This is a genomic window from Aeromonas ichthyocola (assembly GCF_046087985.1).
In the GTDB taxonomy this organism is placed as follows: Bacteria; Pseudomonadota; Gammaproteobacteria; order Enterobacterales; family Aeromonadaceae; genus Aeromonas; species Aeromonas rivipollensis.
The window spans coordinates 126,622-146,198 of the sequence record NZ_JBJSWH010000004.1 but is presented as its reverse complement, the minus strand read 5'-3'; the positions used below and the strand labels follow the sequence as shown (position 1 = coordinate 146,198).

At 60.8% G+C, this 19,577-nt stretch carries 19 protein-coding genes, 7 pseudogenes and 1 riboswitch; of the genes and pseudogenes, 5 read left to right on the top strand and 21 right to left on the bottom strand.

What is annotated here, in order from left to right; genetic code table 11:
* Positions 1-7 precede the first annotated feature (7 nt).
* The 8 genes and pseudogenes from fgIL to lfgB all read right to left on the bottom strand — a co-directional run bounded on the left by fgIL (position 8) and on the right by lfgB (position 6,155).
* Positions 8-1,114, bottom strand: coding sequence for a lateral flagellar basal body P-ring FlgIL (gene fgIL, locus ACF2JD_RS13120; RefSeq protein ID WP_440987577.1), 1,107 nt, complete (start codon positions 1,112-1,114; stop codon positions 8-10).
* 8 nt (positions 1,115-1,122) lie between these two features.
* Positions 1,123-1,794, bottom strand: a complete 672-nt coding sequence (gene flgH / locus ACF2JD_RS13115) for a flagellar basal body L-ring protein FlgH (RefSeq protein ID WP_303807020.1) — start codon at positions 1,792-1,794, stop codon at positions 1,123-1,125.
* A complete protein-coding gene (gene lfgG / locus ACF2JD_RS13110) occupies positions 1,794-2,579 on the bottom strand; it encodes a lateral flagellar basal-body rod protein LfgG (protein WP_139745583.1) in 786 nt (261 codons plus the stop codon). The genes flgH and lfgG overlap by 1 nt, the downstream gene beginning before the upstream one ends.
* A gap of 89 nt (positions 2,580-2,668) precedes the next feature.
* The gene (lfgF, locus tag ACF2JD_RS13105; protein WP_025328486.1) at positions 2,669-3,403 is read right to left on the bottom strand and encodes a lateral flagellar basal-body rod protein LfgF; all 735 of its coding nucleotides are present in this window, start codon (positions 3,401-3,403) and stop codon (positions 2,669-2,671) included.
* A 10-nt stretch (positions 3,404-3,413) separates the two neighbouring features.
* Entirely contained in the window at positions 3,414-4,607 is a 1,194-nt protein-coding gene (flgEL, locus tag ACF2JD_RS13100; protein WP_139745581.1) for a lateral flagellar hook protein FlgEL, read from the bottom strand.
* A gap of 18 nt (positions 4,608-4,625) precedes the next feature.
* Positions 4,626-5,333, bottom strand: a complete 708-nt coding sequence (locus ACF2JD_RS13095; protein WP_440987576.1) for a flagellar hook capping FlgD N-terminal domain-containing protein — start codon at positions 5,331-5,333, stop codon at positions 4,626-4,628.
* 3 nt (positions 5,334-5,336) lie between these two features.
* Positions 5,337-5,763 (bottom strand): annotated as a pseudogene (gene flgCL / locus ACF2JD_RS13090) (lateral flagellar basal body rod protein FlgCL).
* A gap of 2 nt (positions 5,764-5,765) precedes the next feature.
* Positions 5,766-6,155, bottom strand: a complete 390-nt coding sequence (lfgB, locus tag ACF2JD_RS13085; RefSeq protein WP_101529985.1) for a lateral flagellar basal body rod protein LfgB — start codon at positions 6,153-6,155, stop codon at positions 5,766-5,768.
* A 469-nt stretch (positions 6,156-6,624) separates the two neighbouring features.
* On the opposite strand from lfgB, the gene ACF2JD_RS13080 reads away from it, so the two are divergent.
* The 5 genes and pseudogenes from ACF2JD_RS13080 to ACF2JD_RS13060 form a co-directional block, all read left to right on the top strand.
* A complete protein-coding gene (locus ACF2JD_RS13080) occupies positions 6,625-6,783 on the top strand; it encodes an SAF domain-containing protein (RefSeq protein ID WP_440987575.1) in 159 nt (52 codons plus the stop codon).
* A gap of 67 nt (positions 6,784-6,850) precedes the next feature.
* Complete coding sequence (locus ACF2JD_RS13075) at positions 6,851-7,006, top strand: flagella basal body P-ring formation protein FlgA (protein WP_440987695.1); 156 nt, start codon at positions 6,851-6,853, stop codon at positions 7,004-7,006.
* Positions 7,007-7,218: 212 nt separating this feature from the next.
* Entirely contained in the window at positions 7,219-7,359 is a 141-nt protein-coding gene (gene flgM, locus ACF2JD_RS13070; protein ID WP_440987574.1) for a flagellar biosynthesis anti-sigma factor FlgM, read from the top strand.
* Complete coding sequence (locus ACF2JD_RS13065) at positions 7,356-7,499, top strand: hypothetical protein (protein WP_440987573.1); 144 nt, start codon at positions 7,356-7,358, stop codon at positions 7,497-7,499. Before flgM ends, ACF2JD_RS13065 begins: the two co-directional genes overlap by 4 nt.
* 21 nt (positions 7,500-7,520) lie before the next feature.
* A pseudogene (locus ACF2JD_RS13060) lies at positions 7,521-7,691 on the top strand (flagellar protein FlgN); the annotation flags it as partial.
* Between the two features lie 115 nt (positions 7,692-7,806).
* Here the strand turns inward: ACF2JD_RS13060 and lfiJ are convergent.
* The 13 genes and pseudogenes from lfiJ to fliQ all read right to left on the bottom strand — a co-directional run bounded on the left by lfiJ (position 7,807) and on the right by fliQ (position 19,577).
* Positions 7,807-8,223 (bottom strand): annotated as a pseudogene (gene lfiJ / locus ACF2JD_RS13055) (lateral flagellar protein LfiJ).
* A gap of 9 nt (positions 8,224-8,232) precedes the next feature.
* Positions 8,233-9,569 (bottom strand): annotated as a pseudogene (gene lfiI / locus ACF2JD_RS13050) (lateral flagellar FliI-like assembly ATPase LfiI).
* A pseudogene (gene lfiH, locus ACF2JD_RS13045) lies at positions 9,562-10,251 on the bottom strand (lateral flagellar assembly protein FliH). Before lfiH ends, lfiI begins: the two co-directional pseudogenes overlap by 8 nt.
* 12 nt (positions 10,252-10,263) lie before the next feature.
* A pseudogene (gene fliGL, locus ACF2JD_RS13040) lies at positions 10,264-11,288 on the bottom strand (lateral flagellar motor switch protein FliGL).
* Positions 11,275-12,423 (bottom strand): flagellar M-ring protein FliF C-terminal domain-containing protein, encoded by a 1,149-nt coding sequence (locus ACF2JD_RS13035; RefSeq protein WP_440987572.1) that lies wholly within the window; start codon positions 12,421-12,423, stop codon positions 11,275-11,277. The pseudogene fliGL and the gene ACF2JD_RS13035 overlap by 14 nt, the downstream one beginning before the upstream one ends.
* A gap of 157 nt (positions 12,424-12,580) precedes the next feature.
* Positions 12,581-12,709: a hypothetical protein gene (locus ACF2JD_RS13030; RefSeq protein ID WP_440987571.1), complete on the bottom strand. Its 129-nt coding sequence runs from the start codon at positions 12,707-12,709 to the stop codon at positions 12,581-12,583.
* Positions 12,710-12,755: 46 nt separating this feature from the next.
* A complete protein-coding gene (locus ACF2JD_RS13025; RefSeq protein ID WP_440987570.1) occupies positions 12,756-13,172 on the bottom strand; it encodes a hypothetical protein in 417 nt (138 codons plus the stop codon).
* A gap of 9 nt (positions 13,173-13,181) precedes the next feature.
* Positions 13,182-13,508, bottom strand: a complete 327-nt coding sequence (lfiE, locus tag ACF2JD_RS13020; RefSeq protein ID WP_139745535.1) for a lateral flagellar hook-basal body complex protein LfiE — start codon at positions 13,506-13,508, stop codon at positions 13,182-13,184.
* 11 nt (positions 13,509-13,519) lie between these two features.
* On the bottom strand, positions 13,520-14,782 hold the full coding sequence (gene lafK / locus ACF2JD_RS13015; protein WP_440987569.1) for a lateral flagellar response regulator transcription factor LafK: 1,263 nt from the start codon (positions 14,780-14,782) through the stop codon (positions 13,520-13,522).
* 252 nt (positions 14,783-15,034) lie between these two features.
* Positions 15,035-15,122, bottom strand: a riboswitch (cyclic di-GMP riboswitch).
* A gap of 195 nt (positions 15,123-15,317) precedes the next feature.
* On the bottom strand, positions 15,318-17,393 hold the full coding sequence (lfhA, locus tag ACF2JD_RS13010; protein WP_139745537.1) for a lateral flagellar biosynthesis protein LfhA: 2,076 nt from the start codon (positions 17,391-17,393) through the stop codon (positions 15,318-15,320).
* Positions 17,394-17,396: 3 nt separating this feature from the next.
* A pseudogene (flhB, locus tag ACF2JD_RS13005) lies at positions 17,397-18,532 on the bottom strand (flagellar biosynthesis protein FlhB).
* The gene (gene lfiR / locus ACF2JD_RS13000; protein ID WP_139438871.1) at positions 18,529-19,311 is read right to left on the bottom strand and encodes a lateral flagellar biosynthetic protein LfiR; all 783 of its coding nucleotides are present in this window, start codon (positions 19,309-19,311) and stop codon (positions 18,529-18,531) included. Before lfiR ends, flhB begins: the two are co-directional and overlap by 4 nt.
* Positions 19,308-19,577: a flagellar biosynthesis protein FliQ gene (fliQ, locus tag ACF2JD_RS12995; protein ID WP_025328504.1), complete on the bottom strand. Its 270-nt coding sequence runs from the start codon at positions 19,575-19,577 to the stop codon at positions 19,308-19,310. Before fliQ ends, lfiR begins: the two co-directional genes overlap by 4 nt.

Sequence of the window (19,577 nt, the reverse complement as noted above, 5' to 3'; positions counted from 1 at the left end):
GAGATCCTTAGATGACCACCAGCTCGCCTTCGAGGGCTCCCGCCTCGTCGAGGGCTTGCAGAATGGCCATGACATCGTCCGGGGTCGCCCCCAGGGAATTCACTGCCTTGACGATCACCTCCAGGGAGGTGCCATCCGGCCAGACAAACATGTTGTTGCGCTCCCGGTCAACCTGAACCTGAGAGTTGGGCGTGGTGGTGGTCCGGCCGTTGGAGAAGGCATTGGGCTGACTGACCGTCTGGCTCTCGCCTATGGTCACCGTCAGGCTGCCGTGGCTGACCGCAGCCTTGCGCACCTTGACGCCCTGCCCCATCACCACAGTGCCGGTGCGGCTGTTGAATACCACCCTGGGTCGCTCCTTGCCCATGTCCACCTGGATGTCCTGCAACAGGGCCATGAAGGAGATGCGCTGGCTCTCGTCGCGGGGCGCCGCAATCTGGATGCGCCCGGCGCTGACCGCCTTGGCCACGGGGCCGAGCTGACGGTTGATCTCCCGCTCTACGTTGCGGGCCGTCTTGAAATTCGGCTGATGCAGGTTGAGGGTGACCTCGGGCTTGTCCGAGAAGTTGCTGACCGCCTCCCGCTCTATGATGGCCCCGTTGGGGATGATGCCCGCCGTCGGCACATTGATGGTGACGGAGGAGCCGGACTGGCCCTCCGCCTTGACCCCGGCCACCACCAGGTTGCCCTGGGCAACCGCATAGACCTCGCCGTCGATGCCGCGCATGGGGGTCAGCAGCAAGGAGCCGCCCCGCAGGCTCTTGGCATCGCCGATGGAGGTCACAGTCACGTCCACCAGCTGCCCCTTGCCCGCCAGGGCAGGCAGGGTCGCCTGCACCGAGACCGCGGCCACGTTCTTGAGCTTGGGATCTATGTCATCGGGCAGTTGCACGCCAAACTGCTTGAGCATGTTGGCCATGGACTGACCGGTGAACTTGACCTGGCTGCGATCCCCGGTGCCGGAGAGGCCGACCACCAGGCCATAGCCCACCAGCTGGTTGGTTCTCATCCCCTGCACGTCGGCGATGTCCAGCAGCGCCCGCTTGGCGGGCGCGGCCGCCTCGGCCACCCCAGACAGGGAGAGGCAGAGCAAGGCGATATACCATCTGTTCATCGAAATCCTCACAAGGGGGCGAAGGCGGAGCTGAAGAAGCGCGACAGCCAGCCCATCTGGTTGCTGTCGGCGAGGGCACCGCGTCCCGCATAGGTGATGCGGGCATCGGCGATGCGCTGGGAAGAGATGCGGTTGCTCTGATCGATGTCCTCGACCCGCACCATGCCCCCCAGACGAATGTACTCATCCCCCTGATTGAGGCGGATCCACTTCTCTCCCCGGATCCCTAGCACGCCATTGGGCATCACCTCGGCCACAGTGACAGTGATGGCCCCCGCCAGTGTGTTCTGCTGACTGGAGGTGGCACCGCCATCGAAGTCCCGATCCGCCGTGACAGAGGCGCCCCAGTCCGGCCGCGACACGCCGCCGATGGAGGGGGCCGGTACATTGAGGCTGCTGTTCTTGTTCATGCTGGTGTTGGCTTTCTTGCTGGACTGGGTCCGCTCTTCCAGCATCACGGTCAGGATGTCGCCGATGCGATAGGCGCGACGATCCTGAAACAGGGTCATCATGTAGTCACCACGGTAGAGGCTGCCATCCTCCCCCACCCCTGACTTCGTCATCTGGGAGCGGGAGGGTGCCCACTTCTCGTCACCGGGCTCGGGAGCCTGCAGTTCATAGGTGGAGCAGCCCCCCAGCAGCAGGGCGAGCACGATGCAATACCACACCTGCTTCATCATCACAGCGCCTGGGTCACGAACTTGAGCATCTGATCCGCGGAAGAGACCACCTTGGCATTCATCTCGTAGGCGCGCTGGGTGGTGATCATGTCCACCATCTCCTCCACCACGTTGACGTTGGAGCTCTCCAGGGTGAACTGCTTGATGGCCCCCATGGCCTCTTCCCCCGGCACCCCTTCGATGGCCTCACCGGAGGCGCCGGTCGCCCGATAGAGGTTGCCACCCAGGGCTTCCAGACCGGCCGGGTTGGAGAAGTTGGTCAGGGTGATGCGCCCCAGCTCGACGTTCTCCTGCTGGCCTGGCAGGGTGGCGCTCACAGTGCCGTCGGTGCCGATGGCGATCTTGGTGGCGTTGTCCGGGATCTGGATCTGCGGCAGCATGGGCAGGCCATCGGCGTTGACCAGCAAGCCTTCCGCGTTGCGGTGCCACTGACCATTGCGGGTGTAGGCCGTCTCGCCATCCGGGCGCTCGACCCCGAAGAAGCCGGCACCGACCACCGCCATGTCCAGCTCCTGATTGGTGTTCTGGAACTGGCCCGGGGTGAACACCTTCTGGGTACCGACCACCCGCACACCGTTACCCATCTGGATGCCGATGGGGGACAGGTTCTGCTGATCCTGCTGGGCCCCTGGCTGACGCTGCACCTGATAGAACAGATCTTCGAACGCCACCCGATCGCGCTTGAAACCGACCGTGTTGACGTTGGCCAGGTTGTTGGAAATGCTGGCCATCTTGGCATCTTGTGCCGACAGACCCGTTTTACTCACCCAAAGCGCTGCATGCATTTTCGTCTCTCCACCGATTCATTCGGGAGCGCTCACGCGCCCCATCAACTCTTGTTCACGGTCGGCCGGGGCCACCGCCTTCAATGCCGTCAGCCCTGGCCCGAGATCAGCCGGGCGCCCTGCCTGGCCTGATCGTCCGCCGTCTTCATCAACTTGACCTGCAATTCGAAGTTGCGGGTCAGGGACATGCTGCTGATAAGCTCATCCACCGCGTTCACGTTCGCCCCCTCGAGGAAGCCCGAGGCCAGCACCACCTGTTCACTGATCTCCGCATCCCCGCCCTGGCGCTGACGGAACAGGCCATCCGGCCCCTTGACCAGATCGGCCGGGTCCGGATTGACCAGCTTGAGGCGACCCACATCCAGCCGGGCGCCACCGCCAGGCGGGGTGATGCTGAGGGAGCCATCCTTGCCAAAGCTCAGGTCACGGTAGGCCGGCAGCACCATCTCGCCGCCGTCCCCGAGCACGGGGCGGCCATTGAGGGTCAAGAGCCCCTCCCCGTCTACCTCCAGATTGCCGGCACGGGTGTAGGCCTCCTTGCCATCAGCCGTCTGCACAGTGATGAAGCCTTCACCTCGTACCGCCACATCCAGCTTGCGGCCGGTCTGCATCAGGGCGCCCGCCCGAAAGTCGGTCCCCGCCTGCTCTTCCCGGGCCATGACCCGGCTCTGATAGCCGTCGCCGGCCAGGGCATAGGCGGAGGCCCGCTCGAAGTCGGCCCGAAAACCGGCGGTATTGACGTTGGCCAGGTTGTTGGCCCGGATTTGCTGGGCCATCAGGGTGTGTTGCGCCCCCGACATGGCGGTATAGATAAGCTTTTCCACGCATCACGCCTTAGAAGGAGTTGAAGAGTACCTGAGTCATCTTGTCAGCCGAGCTGATGGTCTTGGCGTTGGCCTGATAGTTGCGCTGGGAGGTCATCAGGCTCACCAGTTCACCCGTCAGATCGACGTTGGATGCCTCATAGGCCCCTGCCGTCAGACCGCCCAGGGTCCCGGTGCCCGGCGCGCCCAGCACCGGCTGGCCCGAGCTGAACGACTGCTGCCAGGTGGTGTTGTTGGTCTGCAACAGGCCGTTGGGGTTGGTGAAGTTCGCCATCACCACCTGGCCCTGGAGCAGGCTCTGGCCGTTGGTGAAGGTGGCGTAGACACCGCCATCCGCATCTACCCGCACCCCGGTCAGATCCCCGGAGGTATAACCGTTGGACTGGTTGCGGGTGGCGTTGAAGTCGGAGGCATACTGGCTGACCTTGGCCAGATCCGCCGTGAGGCTGATGGGCTCGGCGCCGGCGGGGGCCAGGTTCAGCACCGGGGCCGTGGTCGGCGTCTTCAGGGTGCCGTTGGTGTTGAACTCCATGGCCACCGGGGTGCCGGTCTGGGTGCCGTTGAAGGCGTAGTTGACCTGCCAGCTGTTGTCACCCGTCTTCACGAAATACTGGGTGACAGTGTGCTCGACCCCGAGGGAGTCATAGACCTTGCTGGACTGGGAGTAGCTGAAGCTGTCGGACTTGGCGGGATCGAAGGGATGCACGGCCTGATCGATGACGCTGGCGTCCGCCTTGAGGTTGGCCACGAACTCCAGGCTGTCGGACGGCTTGGCGGGCAGGCTGCCGGTCTTGACCTGGATGTCCCCCACCACGCCAGATTGCAACTCACCGGCCTCGTTGGTGGTGTAGCCTTGCAGACGGGTGCCGCTGGCGGTGGTCAGATAATTGCTGGCATCCCGCTGGAACATGCCAGCCCGGGTGTAGGAGGTCTGGCCGTTGCCATCCTTGAGCACGAAGAAGCCATTGCCGGAGATCGCCAAGTCCAGCCCGCGCCCGGTCCGGGTCACGTCGCCGTTGCGATCGAAGTTCTGGGAGACGTTGTTCATCTCCACGCCACCGGCCTGGCCGCCGCCGTAGATGGCGGCAAACTCGGCACGGCTGGACTTGAAGCCCGCAGTGCTGGCGTTGGCCACGTTGTTGCTGATGACACTCAATTCCTGGTTGACGGCGCGCAGGCCGCTCAGTCCGATACTAAAAGACACAGTTTCGCTCCTATCTGATTACGCCGACTTGCCGAACTGGACGGCACTGAACAGGGGAACATCCCCCACGCCTGCCACTTGCAACATGATCTCGCCCGTGCCCGGCAGGTTGACCCGTTCAACCTCGCTGGCCACATAATTCTTGGTGGTGGTGGCAACCCCGGCGAGGGAGGCCTTCACCTCGAAGCTGTATTCGCCGGCGGGCAGGGTCGGCAGCGCATAATCCAGCGCCCCCGCCTTGCTCTCGCCCCAGCCCTTGGTCGCGACCAGGGTGCCGTGCTTGTCATACACCTTCAGCTCGACCGTATCGGCCGCACCGGCCAGCTCAAGCTGACCGCGGATGACACCCTCTTTCTGCTGGTTCAGGGTCTTGCTCGGTACCATCACTTCCTGGCCGATCAAGTTAGTGCTCTGCAGCACCTGCTGGGTATCCATCATGTTGATGGACTTCTGTTGCAGCACCTTGAGCCCTTCCACCCCCTCCACCATGCTGAACTGCGCCAGCTGGGTGACGTACTGGGCCCCGTCCAGCGGGTTGGTCGGATCCTGGTTCTGGATCTGGGCCACCATCATCTGCAGGAATTCGTTGCGCAGCTGCATCCCGCTATTCTGGTTGGCTTGCGTTTCCTGAGCAGCACCGGCGCCATTGCTGGCGATCTTGGGGTCAGCAACAGCCTGACCCGTACCACGCGCCGTATCCAGACTGCTTATCTGTGGCAGACTCATGGCTTAGGCTCCCTGACCAAGACGCAGCAAACCTTGCTGCATACTGTTGATCCGGTTGATCACCTCCACCGAGGTTTCAAAACCGCGAGAGGCGCTCATCATGTCGGCCATCTCTTCCACCACGTTGACGTTGGAGTAGTAGAACAAAGCCATCCTGATCGGCCATCGGGTTGGTCGGCTCCAGCCGTTTCTCGACCTGACGGTCCGACTGCACTATACCCGCCACTTGCACCGACGCAGCCCCGAGGCCATCGGCATCCTGAATCTTCTGATAGAGAGTGGAAAAAACCGGCTTGATGGCACGAAACGCGGCGTCTTCACTGGCGGCCGCGCTATCCACGTTCGCCAGGTTGGAGGCGACAGTATCCAGCCGCACGGTCTGGGCGCGCATGGCACTGCCGGCGATGTCATAAATCTTGTTGAACGACATGGTTAACGGCCCTCGATCGCCTTGGCGATCCCGGTAATCTTCATATTGAGGAAAGTGAGACTGGTCTGAAAATCGGTGGCATTGTTGGCAAATTTGCCCTGCTCAACCCCCAATTCGGCGGTATTGCCATCCATGGAGACCTGATAAGGAATGCGATAGAGGGGGTGATGCATATCGTCACGCATGGCGCCCTGGCTGATGGCCTGACTCTCCTCGCCCGCAGCAACTTGCTGCGCGACACGGCCCAGAATCGTCTTATAATCGACATCCCGAGCCAGATAGCCCGGTGTATCCACGTTGGCCAGATTTCCCGCCAGAATACGCGCCCGCTCCGCCCTGACATCGAGGGCATAAGGGTGTACGCCAAGGGCGCTGTCAAATGAGATACTCATGCTTCATCCTTTATCGTTCACTCAGACCGGGGTTACCCTTATCAAGACTCATGCCAACCATGAAGATACCTTTAGTTTCAAGCGGTTACCATGCACCATCCACTGCAAGCAGATGAGAAATGAGGAAGTGCGACTTCCCGTGTGGAAATGGAGCGGCCTGCTGGCTACTGCTGAGCGCATTGGCTCACTGGGCCGCCCCGCAGGCGCAAAGCGCCATGCTTGAGCAGTTGCTTGAGCAAGATGCCCGCCAGGTCCTGCATGCCTACATCACCCAGCAGGGATGGCCTGCAACCTCAGGCGGAGTTTCGGGTCTGGCTCTCCCCCTTCCGCCGAGCACCTTCCTCCCTGCCCCTCACACTCACTCTCGCTACAAGCAGGCGGTCAGTATCGGCAACCCTGGGGACGACGCCCCTATCTCATCGAATGCACCGATCCCGCCTGGCAGGTGCGCGGACGGGTAGAGGTCTCGTTGCTGATTGCCGGTCTGGGTGCGGCACGGGATATCGCAAAAGGCCAGGCCATCAGCGCCAGCGATCTGGTGGAGAAAGAGTTGGATGTCAGCCGCATACAACGCGGGTTTACCCCAGCAATCACTCTCTGCTGGGCCATAAAAGCAACCGGCATCTGAGAAGCGGACAGCTCATCGGTGAGCTGGACTTACAAAAAGTTGGGCGGTCAAACAGGGGGAAGGGGTACTGATCCGCGCAGGACAGGATGAATTCTCCGCCACAACCAGAGGGAGGCCCTCGAAAATGGCGGATAGGCGAGGGATCAGAGTGAAAAATCTTAGCTCTGGCAAGGAAATACAGGCATGGGTGACTGATATAGGGGAAGTTGAAACCCGTTTTTGAACCAAGATCGCAATTTGATTCAAGTTCGACAAGCCTTGGGTCGCTTGTCATAGACAGACCATCAGGAATTTACGTTATGAAAATTACCCGTACTGACTCGCTCTATATTCAAAACCAGCCTGGCCGCAAACCGGATGTCACGACCAAGCCGGAAACCAAATCCGCACAGTCACCCGATGCCCGGATCAGCAGCACAGCGCAGTCAGTAGCCAATGCGCCGCAGCCAGCTGGCCACCACATCCGACGTCGACATGGACAAGGTCAACGAGATCCGCAAAGCCATCAGTGAAGGCAAGCTGGAGATCGATCTGGATGCGCTGGGTCAGGCCATTCTGGATATGCATCGCCGATGAGCGTGGATACCAAGGCCACCGTCAAGGCATTGATCCTCGGGATCCAGCAGGATTACGGCCACTACACCGAGCTTACAGCCTTGTTGCTGCGCCAGCATGCACTGCTGGCAAGCCATGATGTCGATGGCTGCAAGCCATAACGATCAGCAGCAGACACGCTGATGGCCAAGGTGACACAACAGGCAAAACGCTGCCAGCAGCTGCAGACATTGGGCCTCAAACCCGATGAGAAGGGGATGGCCACCCTGATAGCCAAGCTGCCACTTCCCCTGCGCACCACGGTAGCCAATCAATGGCAACAGCTTGAACAGCTGCTGCACCAGTGTCTGCGCCAGAATGATCTCAACGGCCGCCTGCTGGCAGGCCAGATGGAGACGATTCATTCGCTGTTGGGACAAGAACCAGGTTATCGCGACCCAGGACAGCATCACGGATTAACCCTCCTCCTTACTCTTTGCGAGTCAGGTGACGCAAACTCGCCAGCTCATCCAGCTGTAGCTGACCCAGCCTCTCCTGCTGCTGGCGAGCAACATCATCACGTCGTGCCAGCAATAGCTCCAGCCCCTTGACCCGCCCGAACTGCCGGACACCAGTTCCCTTCGTGGCGCTCCAGATCCAGTCTGGCCAGCGCAGATTGCTGCACCTGATGGGCCAGCAAACGGCGCAACTGACTATCCATCTGTTGCTTGTTTTGCCATAGCAAAGGGTGAAACTTGTCGGAACCTGGCCGCAGCGAGGAGATCACTTCCTGCAATTTGTGTGCTCGCTGCTCTTCCCGCAACGCCAGCTCCCGCAAGCGCTGACGCTCCTTGCGCCAAGATTTTCCAGCTCTTCCTGTTGCAACCCCAGATAAGACTTCAGCATAACGAATCCTTATCCCTGCCCCAGCACCTGCTTGAGACCGACCATCACCTGTTCAAAAGCCATCTCTTCCTGCAGGCCTTGCTGCAGAAATGCCGCAATCCCCGGATAACGCTGAACGGCTTCATCCATCTGCGGATCCGCCCCGGGTTGATAACCGCCCAGTGGCAGCAGCTCACGCACCTGCTGATAGCGCCCCCATAGCTGACGCAAGGTTACCGCCAGCTTTTGCCATTCGGCAGGCACGACTTGTGGCATGACCCGACTCACCGAGGCACCAATATCGATGGCAGGGTAGTGCCCCTCTTCCGCAAGACGACGGGTCAGCACGATATGACCATCGAGAATGGCGCGGGCCGAGTCGACCACCGGATCCTGCTGGTCATCCCCTTCCGCCAGCACGGTATAGAAAGCACTCAGACTACCATCCGGGTGTGTGCCGTTGCCGGCTCGCTCCACCAGCTGGGTCAGCATGCTGAATACCGAGGGTGGATAGCCCCTGGTGGCAGGAGGCTCACCGATAGCCAATGCAATTTCACGCTGTGCCTGGGCATAGCGGGTCAGTGAATCCATCAGCAGCAACACATCCTGCCCCTGCTCACGGAAATACTCGGCAATCCGGTGGCATAGCTGGGCCGCTCGCAGCCGCATCAGCGGGAGATTGATCCGCGGGCGCCGCAATGACCACGGCGCGAGCCAGACCTTCGGACCCCCAGACTGTGCTCGATGAATTCGCGCACCTCACGGCCCCGCTCACCAATCAGTCCCACCACCACAATCTGGGCTGCGGTATTACGGGTCATCATGCCGAGCAACATACTCTTGCCGACCCCTGAGCCGGCAAACAGCCCCAAACGCTGGCCCTTGCCGACAGTCAGCAGGCCGTTGATGGCGCGGATACCGACATCCAGCGGTTCACGTACCGGGGTTCGCAATAGCGGATTGGGGGGAAGAGCAAACAGGGGAACACTGTCGCCAACGTCGGGTAACGGCTGCCCGTCCAGGGGCTGCAGCAGGCCATCGAGTACCCGCCCTAGCAGATGACTCGCCAAGCCGAACAGTTTCCTCTCCATCGATGGGTTCGACCTGAGCCCCCGCGAAGAGGCCACTCATCGGCTGCAGCGGCATCAGGTAAGAGATATCCCGGTTAAAACCGACCACCTCGGCCAACAGGGGGCGTCCACTTGCCGTGCTGACACGACAACGCTGTCCCATCACCAGTTGGCAGCCGACCACTTCCAGAGTCAGGCCGGTCACTCGCACCAACCGGCCAAAGCGACGAAAGCCCGGGCAGCTCATCCAGAATTGTCCAGCGCACTGGTCAGTGCCTGCTGCAAGGCCTCATGCATCTTGCGGCACGTCCAGCGAGCTGTTGAGCTGTTCGATACAAGTTGCCAGGCGGGAGCTGGTGCTCACCTCAACGACGGCCGCACGGGTCTCGATACGTGCATCGCCTACCCCAGTGCTGCATCCACTTGCAATGGCCACCCTTCGCAGCGGGTCACCCCCTGCTCGGCCAGGCGCTGTCGATCTCCCTCATTGAGATAGATCACCAGCTCTTCCGAAGCAGCTGGCAGGGTCGCCAGGCCTGTTCGACCTGATTGAGTACCTGCTGCGGATTGAGGGTAAACTCGGCCTGGATACCCGCTTGGCCACCTGGGCCACCAGCTGGGCAATCAGCGCTTTCTGCTCCTGCATCTTTACCCGGGTCAGGGACTCCCACTGCTGTTGCAGCTTGGCAAAGGGGACCATGGCCTGATCGAACGAGGCCCTGCCCTCGGCCAGCCCCTGGGCCAGGCCACGCGCCTGTCCCTGTTGCAGACCCTTGGCCTCCCCTTCAATCAGGCCGCTGGTCAGCCCCTGCTGGTAGCCGGCCTGATACCCCTCTGTCTGTCCCTGCTCCAGCCCTTGCTGATAGCCGTATTCGAACTCTTCCTGCTGGCTTCTGGCCTCTTCCCCGCTCTGTCCCAGTGCCGGGAAACGGTAGAGACGGGTGGCACCGGCCGCCAGTTTGCGAACATGCTGACTCATGCCTGTCTCCTGTTAGCTGACGGTGGCTTCTTCGAACAGCTGGAACTCGATCTCGCCCTGCTCCACCAGTTCCCGCACCAGTTGCATCACCTCTTCCCTGGCCTGCTCCACCTTGCGCAGGGAGACGCTGCCCTGATCCTGGATCTGGGCTTCCAGTGCCTGCGCCATCCGCTTGGGCATGGCACCCAACACCACCTTGCGAAAACCGGCGTCGGTATTCTTCAGGGCCAGCGCCAGCAGATCCGCCGGCAGCTCCTGCACCAGACGCTGCAGGGTGTCGTCGCTCTGGCGACGCAGGGCCATGAAGTCGAACATGTTCTTCTCGATCTCGAGGGCCATGTCGCCGTCGTGTTCCCGCAGCAGGGAGAGCATCTGCTCCTTGTCACCCTGATAGCGGTTGAGGATGTCGGCCACCTGGCGCACCCCGTTCACCTTGGCGCCGGACTGGTCGGCCACGTAGGCGAGGCAGCGATCCAGGGTCAGCCTCAACTCGGCCAGCACATGCTCGCTGACCGAGCTGAGGCTGGCGACCCGGACCAGCAGATCGTCGTGGAGCGACCCCGGCAGGGCATCGAGCACGGCTGATGCGGTCTGGGGCGGCAGGAACGCCAGCAGCACAGCCTGCATCTGGGGATGTTCGTTGCGGAAGAAACGGGCCAGTACATCGGCAGGCACCCACTGCAGACGCTGGATATCCTGACTCATCACATCACCGTAAAGGCTGTCGAGCAGGCTGCGGGAGAGCCGTTGTCCCAGAGCAAGGTCGAGCGTCTGTTCCAGATACTCCCGTGAAGCGCTGCCAATTCCGCTCTGCTCACGGTAGTGGTTGAAGAACTGCTGCAACGTCCACTTGGCCTCCATCGAGCTGACGCCAGAGAGGCCATTTTGGAAATCAAACGCTGCACTTCGTCACGGGAGAGCTTTTGCATTACCTTGGCAGCAGACTCGGTCCCCATGCTCAGCAACAAGATGGCGGCCTTCTCAAGGTTGTCGATATCAATATCAACGGCACTCTGATTCAAGTTAACGCTGTTCATTGCCACTCACCCATGCTCTGACAACCTCCGCCACTCGGGCGGTATCTTTTTCAACCAGCAACTGCAAATGCTTGAGCTGAACCTCCAGCTCGGATCCAGGTTCCGGCAACGACTCCATATCGAGTGATGAGAATTGGGGCTCCATCTTGTTGTCAGTACGGATCAGACTATTTGAAAGTGCAGAAGTCAGCTGGGGATCATCGTCATCCCTGCGCATGGACAATCCGACGGTGGGCTCCAGACCTTCCTCAGTCTCACTCATTTCCATATCCGGCTGCTGCTGGGTACGAACCAGATGTTTCACCAACGGACGAATGCCGAAGAAGACCAGCGTCAGGCCAAGCAAACCACCGACCAGATAACGCAAGGAGTCTTGCCAGTAGGGGGTTTCCCACCAGCTCGATTCCGGGGCGTACCACGGGTACGCACCATTGAAATCGAAGGCCTGCAGACTGATCTGATCGCCACGCGCCTCGTCGAAACCGACTGCACGCTCTACCATCTGACGGATCTGTTCCAGTTGCTCGGCACTCCAGCCACCTTTCGGCGCGATCTGCTGATTAAGCAGAATGGAGACGTTAATTCGCTCCAGACGTCCCTGCTGGTAGCGGGTGTGCACTATGGTGCGACTGTTTTCGTACTGCTTGCTGACCTCCTGACGCTCGGTGCGAGTGTCATTCTGTTGGCAGCGGTATTGGCATTGCCGCATTCCCCTCAGCACCCGCCTTTTCATCTTTTGCTGCCGTTTCAGGCGGACGGTTGGATAACGCCCCCGGGATCCCCATCGCCAGCGCATCGATGGTCTTGTCTGACTTATTGGACTCGCGGTCACCACACCTTGCGGATCGAGCTGCTGCTGGGTCTCTTCGACCGCGTTGAAGTTGACGTCAGCCGCAATCTGCACCTTGAAATTGGTACTGCCCAGCATGGGATAGAGCATGTCGCTGGCACGCTGGCGGATGTACTGTTCCAGCTCCAGCTTGCGCGCTCTGCTTGCCACATACTCCATCTGCTGAGCGCTCTGCTTGCCGCTGGGTTTCAAACCCCGCCTTGTCGCCAAGACCCGCTTCGGCCCGGTTGCATATCTGAGCAGCTGGCCCGCCTGATCCACTATGGTCACGGCACCGGGCTTCATGCCCGAGATACTATCCTTGCCCGCCACCAGCTGCCGGGGTTGGCGCTTATGGCTCTCGACCTGACCCGGCTCCATGGACTGGCCCAGGTTGCAGCATCCAGCATCACGGATAGGCGCTGGGTTTCTCTTCGTCACGGCCCCACGTTCCAGTACAACGCTACAGGGGGCGACTTGCGCATCTGGGGATCCCGGCCAGATGCACGCGGGCACTGCGCACCGCATCCAGCGAGATGATGGTTCTGGCCAGCTCCCCTTCCAGGGCATGGCGATAACGCGCCCCTTCCATGAACTCGCTGGTGCCAAGACCGTCAGTTGCACCGTGGTCCAGCCCCTCATGCCAGACCGGCCGGCATGGCCGCCCTGTTTACACATCCGCTATGATGGTTCGCGCCGCCAGCGCCATAAATTCGCGCACGTGGGCCTTCCAGCTGCTCTTGCAAGCGCCATCCTGGCAGCTGCAGGACCTGACCCGTACTCTTTTCCAGACGGAAAGGCACCTGCTCCTTCTCCAGCATCTCCATGATGTTGGCGGTGTCGTAGAGCTCCTGCTTGCCGTAGAGGGGCACATAGTTCTTGCTGGAGGTCCAGAGGATCACCACTATGGTGCCCGCCACTATGGCGGCAAGCAGCGCTATGGTCAGGATGGATTTGTTGTCCCGGGACAGGGTGCGCCAGTTGCGCATCCCTTCCTGTACCCGGGCGATCAGGGAGCCCGACGCCCCCGGCGAGGATGATACCAATTCAGTCATGACCTACCCTCAGAGCGGCATGCGCATGATGTCATCGAAGCCTGTCATCAGTTTGTTGCGCACCTGCATCAGGGCGGAAAAACTGAGACCTGCCTTCTGGCTGGCCACCATGGCCCCCACCAGATCGTCGCTCTGACCCGCGTCGACGGCGGTCATCAAGCTGGACGCGACATTCTGCTGTTCGTTGACCCGGCCGACGACGTCACGCATGGCGTCGCTGAACGAGACAGCCGAGGCGTCGTTAGGCTCGATGGAAGGGGTGTGACTGGCGACGCGCTGCATTTCCTGCATCTGCTGCAGTAGCGTCACCTGTGATGACATGATCTCAATCTTCACTCGGTTATCCCTTAGTTTTGAATCTGCTGCTCGACATCTATGCCCTGCTCGCGCATGGCAGCCAGCTTGTATCTAAGTGCCCGGGTCGTCATCCCAAGGGCTTCGGCCGTACGAGTCCGGTGACCACGAAAACGGCGCAACGTCTCCAGGACGAATTGAAATTCGGCATGCCGTTTGGTCTCGCTGAGCCCCTCCGGGGCCGCAAGCGTCTGCGGTAACAAGTTGTCGGCTTCGACGGCATAATGGGGCAGCATCAAATCGACCGCCTGAATATGCAATCCGCGAGCCATAATTAGCGCCCGCTGGATCACGTTGTCCAGTTCGCGCACATTGCCCGGCCAGTCATAGGAGAGCAGCTGCTTGCAGGCGCTCTCGCTGAGGCGATACCCCTGCTGGGCGGCGTAGCGCTCGATGAAATACTCCGCCAGCGGCAGTATGTCGTCCGGCCGCTCCCGCAGGGCGGGCCAGCTCATGGGCAACACATCGAGCCGGTAGAAAAGGTCCTCGCGAAACTCCCCCTGCAACACCAGCTCCCTCAGATCTCTGTTGCTGGCGGCAATGATCCGCACATCCAGCGCAATCACCTGATGGCTACCCAGCCGCTCGACCTCTTTCTCCTGCAGTACCCGCAGCAACTTGGCCTGCAATGCCAGCGGCAGTTCGGAGATCTCGTCGAGTAGCAGGGTGCCCCCCTGGGCCAGCTCGAACTTGCCCTGCTGGCTGGCGGTCGCGCCGGTAAAGGCCCCCTTGCTGTGTCCAAACAGGATGGATTCGAGCATGGACTCGGGGATGGCTGCGCAGTTGATGGCCACGAAGGGCTTGTTCGCCCGGCTGGACATCTCGTGGATGTAGCGGGCCAGCCGCTCCTTGCCCGTCCCCGACTCGCCGCCGATGAGGATGGTGGCCGAGGTCTTGGCTGCCCGCCTGGCGAGCTGCAATACCTGCAGGCTCAGGGGCGAGGTGGCGATCAGGTTGGGAATGGCCTGACGCAGGCGCAGGGCTCCCCTCACCACATCGAGGATCTGGCGCTGACTGAAAGGCTTGATGATGTAATCGATGGCGCCGGCCCGCATGGCCTCCGCCGCCAGATAGGCCTGGTGCTCATTGACCAGGATGACGCAATCGGTACCCGCCAGCTCCTGCACCATTGAGGGTCCGGCCTCTGTCATGACCGCCATGTCGAGCAGCACGAGTTCCGCGGAATGGTTGGAGAGAAATTGCTTGGCCAGCGGGACAGAATTCAGGCAAGAAACGCGATAGCCTGCATTCAACAATATTCCCTCAATATCGTCTCCATTTGATAACGAAGAGGAAACTAATAATAAATGTGCATGAGATTCAATACCGACGGGTATTGAATTTTCCTTGATAGATAAATCAGAAAACATATTAACCCGAACCTGTGATTGCACATGAATCAATCAACAGAACTGACGCTCAAAAAATAAAAACGCACCAGGACGGGGTAGCACCTCTTATTGAGCACTTACCCTATATCGGTATGAAAACAAGGCTGGAATCATGACCTTGGTAACCCCGCTATCATTAGCATCAATGCCGTTAGACCGGAGGCTTTGCGTCCTGACTTTTCAGTTCAGTTTGCCTTTATCATGCGACGACCCGTATTAGGATGGCATGGCTTGGTTGTCCTTCAAGCCATGTGACACATCTGACTGTTTCTATTTTATTTTTTCACTGTCAGTCTATGTCGCGTCAAAAGCCGTCACATCATAACGGCTTTATATGACAATTCAAGCAGATGTGCGGAATAGTCTCTTCCTGCCGGCATATGGGCGTGGCAATTCCACTTCAGCCCAGGGTGCCAATTACCTCGACCCGCAAATCTTCCGGTATCTCGTTATAAGAGAGCACTTTGAGACCTTTCGAGAAGGATCGGGCATAGCGGGCGATCAGGGGCCTGAGCTGGGGCATGACCACCAGCACAGGTGCATACCCCTGCTGCTGCAACTGCTCCTTCACCAGCGGCATATTCTGCTGCAACTGCGCCAGCAATTGCGGGTCGACCGGGAAGCTGTCCAGCTGGATTTTTCCCTGCTGCTGGGACTGGTTCATGGCCGTCAGCAGGGTCTGCTCCAGCCGGTCGTCCAGGGTGAAGGCCGCCAGTATGTCGCGGGATCCGATCGCCTGCCTGACGATCTGGCGCTTGAGGGCGCAGCGCACGTCCGAGGCCAGCAGCACAGGATCCTTGGTCAGCTCGCTCGCATCCAGCAGGGTGGTGGCTATGGTGCGGATGTCGGTGAGGCTGATCTGCTCCTTGAGCAATTGACGGAAGACTCGCAGTTGCTGCATCTGGGTCAGGGCCAGATTGAGCTCTTCCGCCAGGCGGGGGGACTGGGTGGCCAGATACTGCCCCAGCTTGCCCACCTCGTCATGACCGAAGAGCCCGTCGAGCTGCTCCCTGAGCAGCTTGCTGGCATGGGTGGCGATGACGGTGGCGGAGTCGACCACGGAGTAACCCAGGTTGAGCGCCTTGGCCTTGTTGTCCGGCGAGATCCAGACCGCGTTCATGCCATAGGCCGGATCTTGGGTCAGCTCGCCGTCCAGGGCGCCATAGGTCTCGCCGCTGCTGATGGCCATCAGCCGCTGGCAATCCACATTGCCCGTGGCCAGGGCGATGCCAGACAGCTTGATGCGATATTGTTCCGGTTGCAGTTGCAGGTTGTCCCGCACCCGGATCTCGGGCAGCAGGAAACCATACTGCTCCGAGAGTGTCTTGCGAATGCCGCGCACCCGAGCGAGCAGCTCGGCCCCCTTGTTCGCCTCGGCCAGCGGCACCAGCCGATAACCCAGTTCGATGGCGACCGCATCCACCGGCGGCAGATCCTGCCAGTCCAGCCCTTGCGGCTCCGGCTGAACCATCTGCCTCGTCAGCTCCTCTGCCGCATCCAGAGCCGGATCCTTTGCCCGGCGCTGACTGACGCTCCAGCCGGTCCAGGCCAGCACGGCGGCAAAGCTGAGGAAGGCCAGCATGGGCATGCCGGGCACCAGGCCCAGGATCAGCATGATGGCCGCCGCCGTATAGATGACCCGGGGAGAGGCCAGGATCTGCTGGCCGACCTGATCCGACATCTCTCCCTCGTCACTCACCCGAGTGACTATGATGGCTGCCGCAGTGGACATCAGCAGGGAGGGGATCTGGGCGACCAGACCATCACCTATGGTGAGCAAGGCATAGATGCGGAAGGCATCGGAAACCGGCAGCGAGTGCTGGAAGATACCGATGGCGAGACCACCCACCAGGTTGATGATGAGCACCAGCAGGCCGGCGATGGCATCGCCACGGACGAACTTGGAGGCCCCGTCCATGGCGCCGTAGAAGTCGGCTTCTCTGGCGATCTCTTCCCGCCTGGCGCGGGCCTGGTGCTGATCCAGGGTGCCGGCGTTGAGATCGGCATCTATGGCCATCTGCTTGCCCGGCATGGCATCCAGGGTGAAGCGGGCGGAGACTTCGGAGATCCGCTCCCCCCCCTTGGTGATCACCACGAAGTTGATGATCATCAGGATCACGAACACCACCATACCCACCACGTAGTTGCCGCCGATCACCACTTCCCCGAAGGCCTGGATGACCTTGCCGGCGGCATCGTTGCCCTCATGACCATGGAGCAGCACCACCCGGGTGGAGGCGACGTTGAGGGACAACCGCATCAGGGTGGCCACCAGCAGCACGGTCGGGAATACGGAGAAATCGAGGGGGCGGCGAGCCGAGACAGAGACCAGCAGCACCAGCACCGCCAGCACTATGTTGAAGGTGAACAGGGCGTCCAGCAGCCAACCGGGCAGAGGCAGTATCATCATCGCCAGGATGGCCAGCAGCATCATGGGGATAGCTGTATAGGATTGGGTCAATACACGCCAGTTCACAACTTACCTCTCAGGTTGACGTAACTCGGGCGGCACATGCAGAGGTGCAAGGGGATTGGGTTTTCTGCCCTTGCCTGCCTCATAGGCCCGTAACTGCAATACGTGGTTCAATACATAGGCGACCGCTGTGTAGAGGCCCGCCGGCACTTCCTGATCCACCCGGGTGGAGTAATAGATGGCCCGGGTCAGATCCGGCAGGCTCATCACCATCTTGTCGTGTTGCCTGGCGACCTCGCGGATCCGCTCCGCCATGCCGTCTATGCCCTTGGCAATCACATAGGGGGCGTTGGCTCGCGCGGGATCATACTTGATGGCGACCGCGTAATGGGTCGGGTTCACTATGATGACGTCTGCCTGCGGCACCCGCTGTTCGATGCGCGCCCGCGCCAGCATGCCCTGCACCTGGCGGATCCTGGCCTTGATCTCGGGGCGCCCCTCGCTGTTCTTGTGCTCGTCCTTGACCTCCTGCTTGGTCATCTTCAACTGCTTGTTCAAAGACCAGCGCTGATAGGGGACATCCAGCACGGCGATCAGCATCTGCACACTGCCTAGCAAGATAAATGCCTGAGAGAGGATGCGCAGCGCCTGTTCCATCGCTGCCTGGGGCGGCATGCGGTTCATCATCATCAGCAGGGGCCACTGGTGCTGGAGCATCAGGGCCAGGGTGCCGCCGATCAGCAGCACCTTGAGAAGGGATTTCAGCAGTTCCATCAGGCTGTGGGTCGAGAACATCCGCTTGAGGCCCTTGAGTGGGTTCAGCTTCTCGGCACTGGGGAAGAGCTTCTTCCAGGTCAGCCATGCCCCCGGCAACGATGCTGAGCAGGACCAGCATCAGAGCCAGAAAAGCAAACAGCGGCAGCAGCACCCACAACATGTTTATGCAGCGCTTCCCCCGTCCAGTGGATCATCATCTGCGGATCCCGCGCCCCCTGCCAGTTGAAGCGCTGGGGCTGCTTCATCAGCTCGGCAAAGAAAAGACCGAAGCTCGGCACCATCCACTGCATGGCCAGCCCACCTATCAGCAGCAGACCGGCGGAGCTCAGCTCCTTGGAGCGCGCTATCTGCCCCTCTTCCCGCGCCTTGCGCCGTTTCTGGGTGGAGGCCTCTTCGGTTTTGTCCTGGGCGCTGCTCTGACTCATGTCGGGGTCAACGCCCTGAGCTGGGCCAGCACATGGGCGACCAGATCCAGATACCGGGCCGGTACACCGCTGATGGAGATGGCCATGGTGAGCAGCCCCAGCAACAGCGTCATGGGGAAGCCCAGAGAGAAAATGTTCAGCGAGGGGGCGGTACGGTTAAGCACCCCGAAGGTGAGGTTGACCATCAGCATGGCCACCACGGCCGGCAGGGTCAGGATCAGGGCCGCCCCTATGCTCCAGCCGAACAGGCCGATGACCCCCTTCAGGTCCAGCGCGTAGAGGGAGGCGCCCGGTGGCCAGCTGCGCAGGCTCTGCACCAGCACCTCCAGGGTCACCAGATGACCGTTCAGGCCGAGGAACAGCAGCGAGCAGAAGATCAGCATGATCTGGCTGACGATGGGCGCCGTGTCCCCGTTGGACGGATCATTCATCACCGCCATCGCCAGACCCATCTGCATGGAGAGGATCTGACCCGCCATGGTCATCACCATGAACAGCATCTGGATGCAGAGCCCGAACAGCAGGCCGAACAGCAGTTGCTCCAGGGTCAGCACCATCATGCCGACGCTGAAGGGATCCAGTGCCGGCATGCCTTTGAGCATGGGGGCGATCAGCAGGCTGATGACGAAGGCCAGAAAGATGCGGACCTGGGCCGGGATGCGGCCATCACCAAACACCGGCATCACCCAGAAGGCTGCCGCGATACGAATGAAGGGCCACCACCACTGTCCCAGCCAGGCGGTCAGCTCGGCCGCACTGAGCGACAGCAGGGAGTTCATCCGATGAGCCCGGGGATCTTCTGAAACAGGTCGGAAAACAGGGTGGTGATCTGCGACAGCAGCCAGTTCCCCGTGAAGATCAGCGTCAACAGGGTCACGATGAAACGGGGCAGGAAGCTGAGGGTCTGTTCCTGGATCTGGGTCGCGGCCTGGAAGATGCTGACCACCAGACCGACGATGAGCCCGGGCACGATCAGCACCGAGACCATGATGACCACCAGATTCACGGCGCCCCCGACCAGGGCCACGCTCTGTTCAGGTGTCAC

Coding starts and splice junctions, on each gene's coding strand:
- fgIL (WP_440987577.1), bottom strand. CDS start 1,114: ATGAACAGATGGTATATCGCCTTGCTCTGCCTCTCCCTGTCTGGGGTG.
- flgH (WP_303807020.1), bottom strand. CDS start 1,794: ATGATGAAGCAGGTGTGGTATTGCATCGTGCTCGCCCTGCTGCTGGGG.
- lfgG (WP_139745583.1), bottom strand. CDS start 2,579: ATGCATGCAGCGCTTTGGGTGAGTAAAACGGGTCTGTCGGCACAAGAT.
- ACF2JD_RS13095 (WP_440987576.1), bottom strand. CDS start 5,333: ATGAGTCTGCCACAGATAAGCAGTCTGGATACGGCGCGTGGTACGGGT.
- lfgB (WP_101529985.1), bottom strand. CDS start 6,155: ATGAGTATCTCATTTGACAGCGCCCTTGGCGTACACCCTTATGCCCTC.
- flgM (WP_440987574.1), top strand. CDS start 7,219: ATGCGCCGCAGCCAGCTGGCCACCACATCCGACGTCGACATGGACAAG.
- ACF2JD_RS13065 (WP_440987573.1), top strand. CDS start 7,356: ATGAGCGTGGATACCAAGGCCACCGTCAAGGCATTGATCCTCGGGATC.
- ACF2JD_RS13035 (WP_440987572.1), bottom strand. CDS start 12,423: ATGAAGCCCGGTGCCGTGACCATAGTGGATCAGGCGGGCCAGCTGCTC.
- ACF2JD_RS13030 (WP_440987571.1), bottom strand. CDS start 12,709: ATGGAAGGGGCGCGTTATCGCCATGCCCTGGAAGGGGAGCTGGCCAGA.
- ACF2JD_RS13025 (WP_440987570.1), bottom strand. CDS start 13,172: ATGACTGAATTGGTATCATCCTCGCCGGGGGCGTCGGGCTCCCTGATC.
- lfiR (WP_139438871.1), bottom strand. CDS start 19,311: ATGAACTCCCTGCTGTCGCTCAGTGCGGCCGAGCTGACCGCCTGGCTG.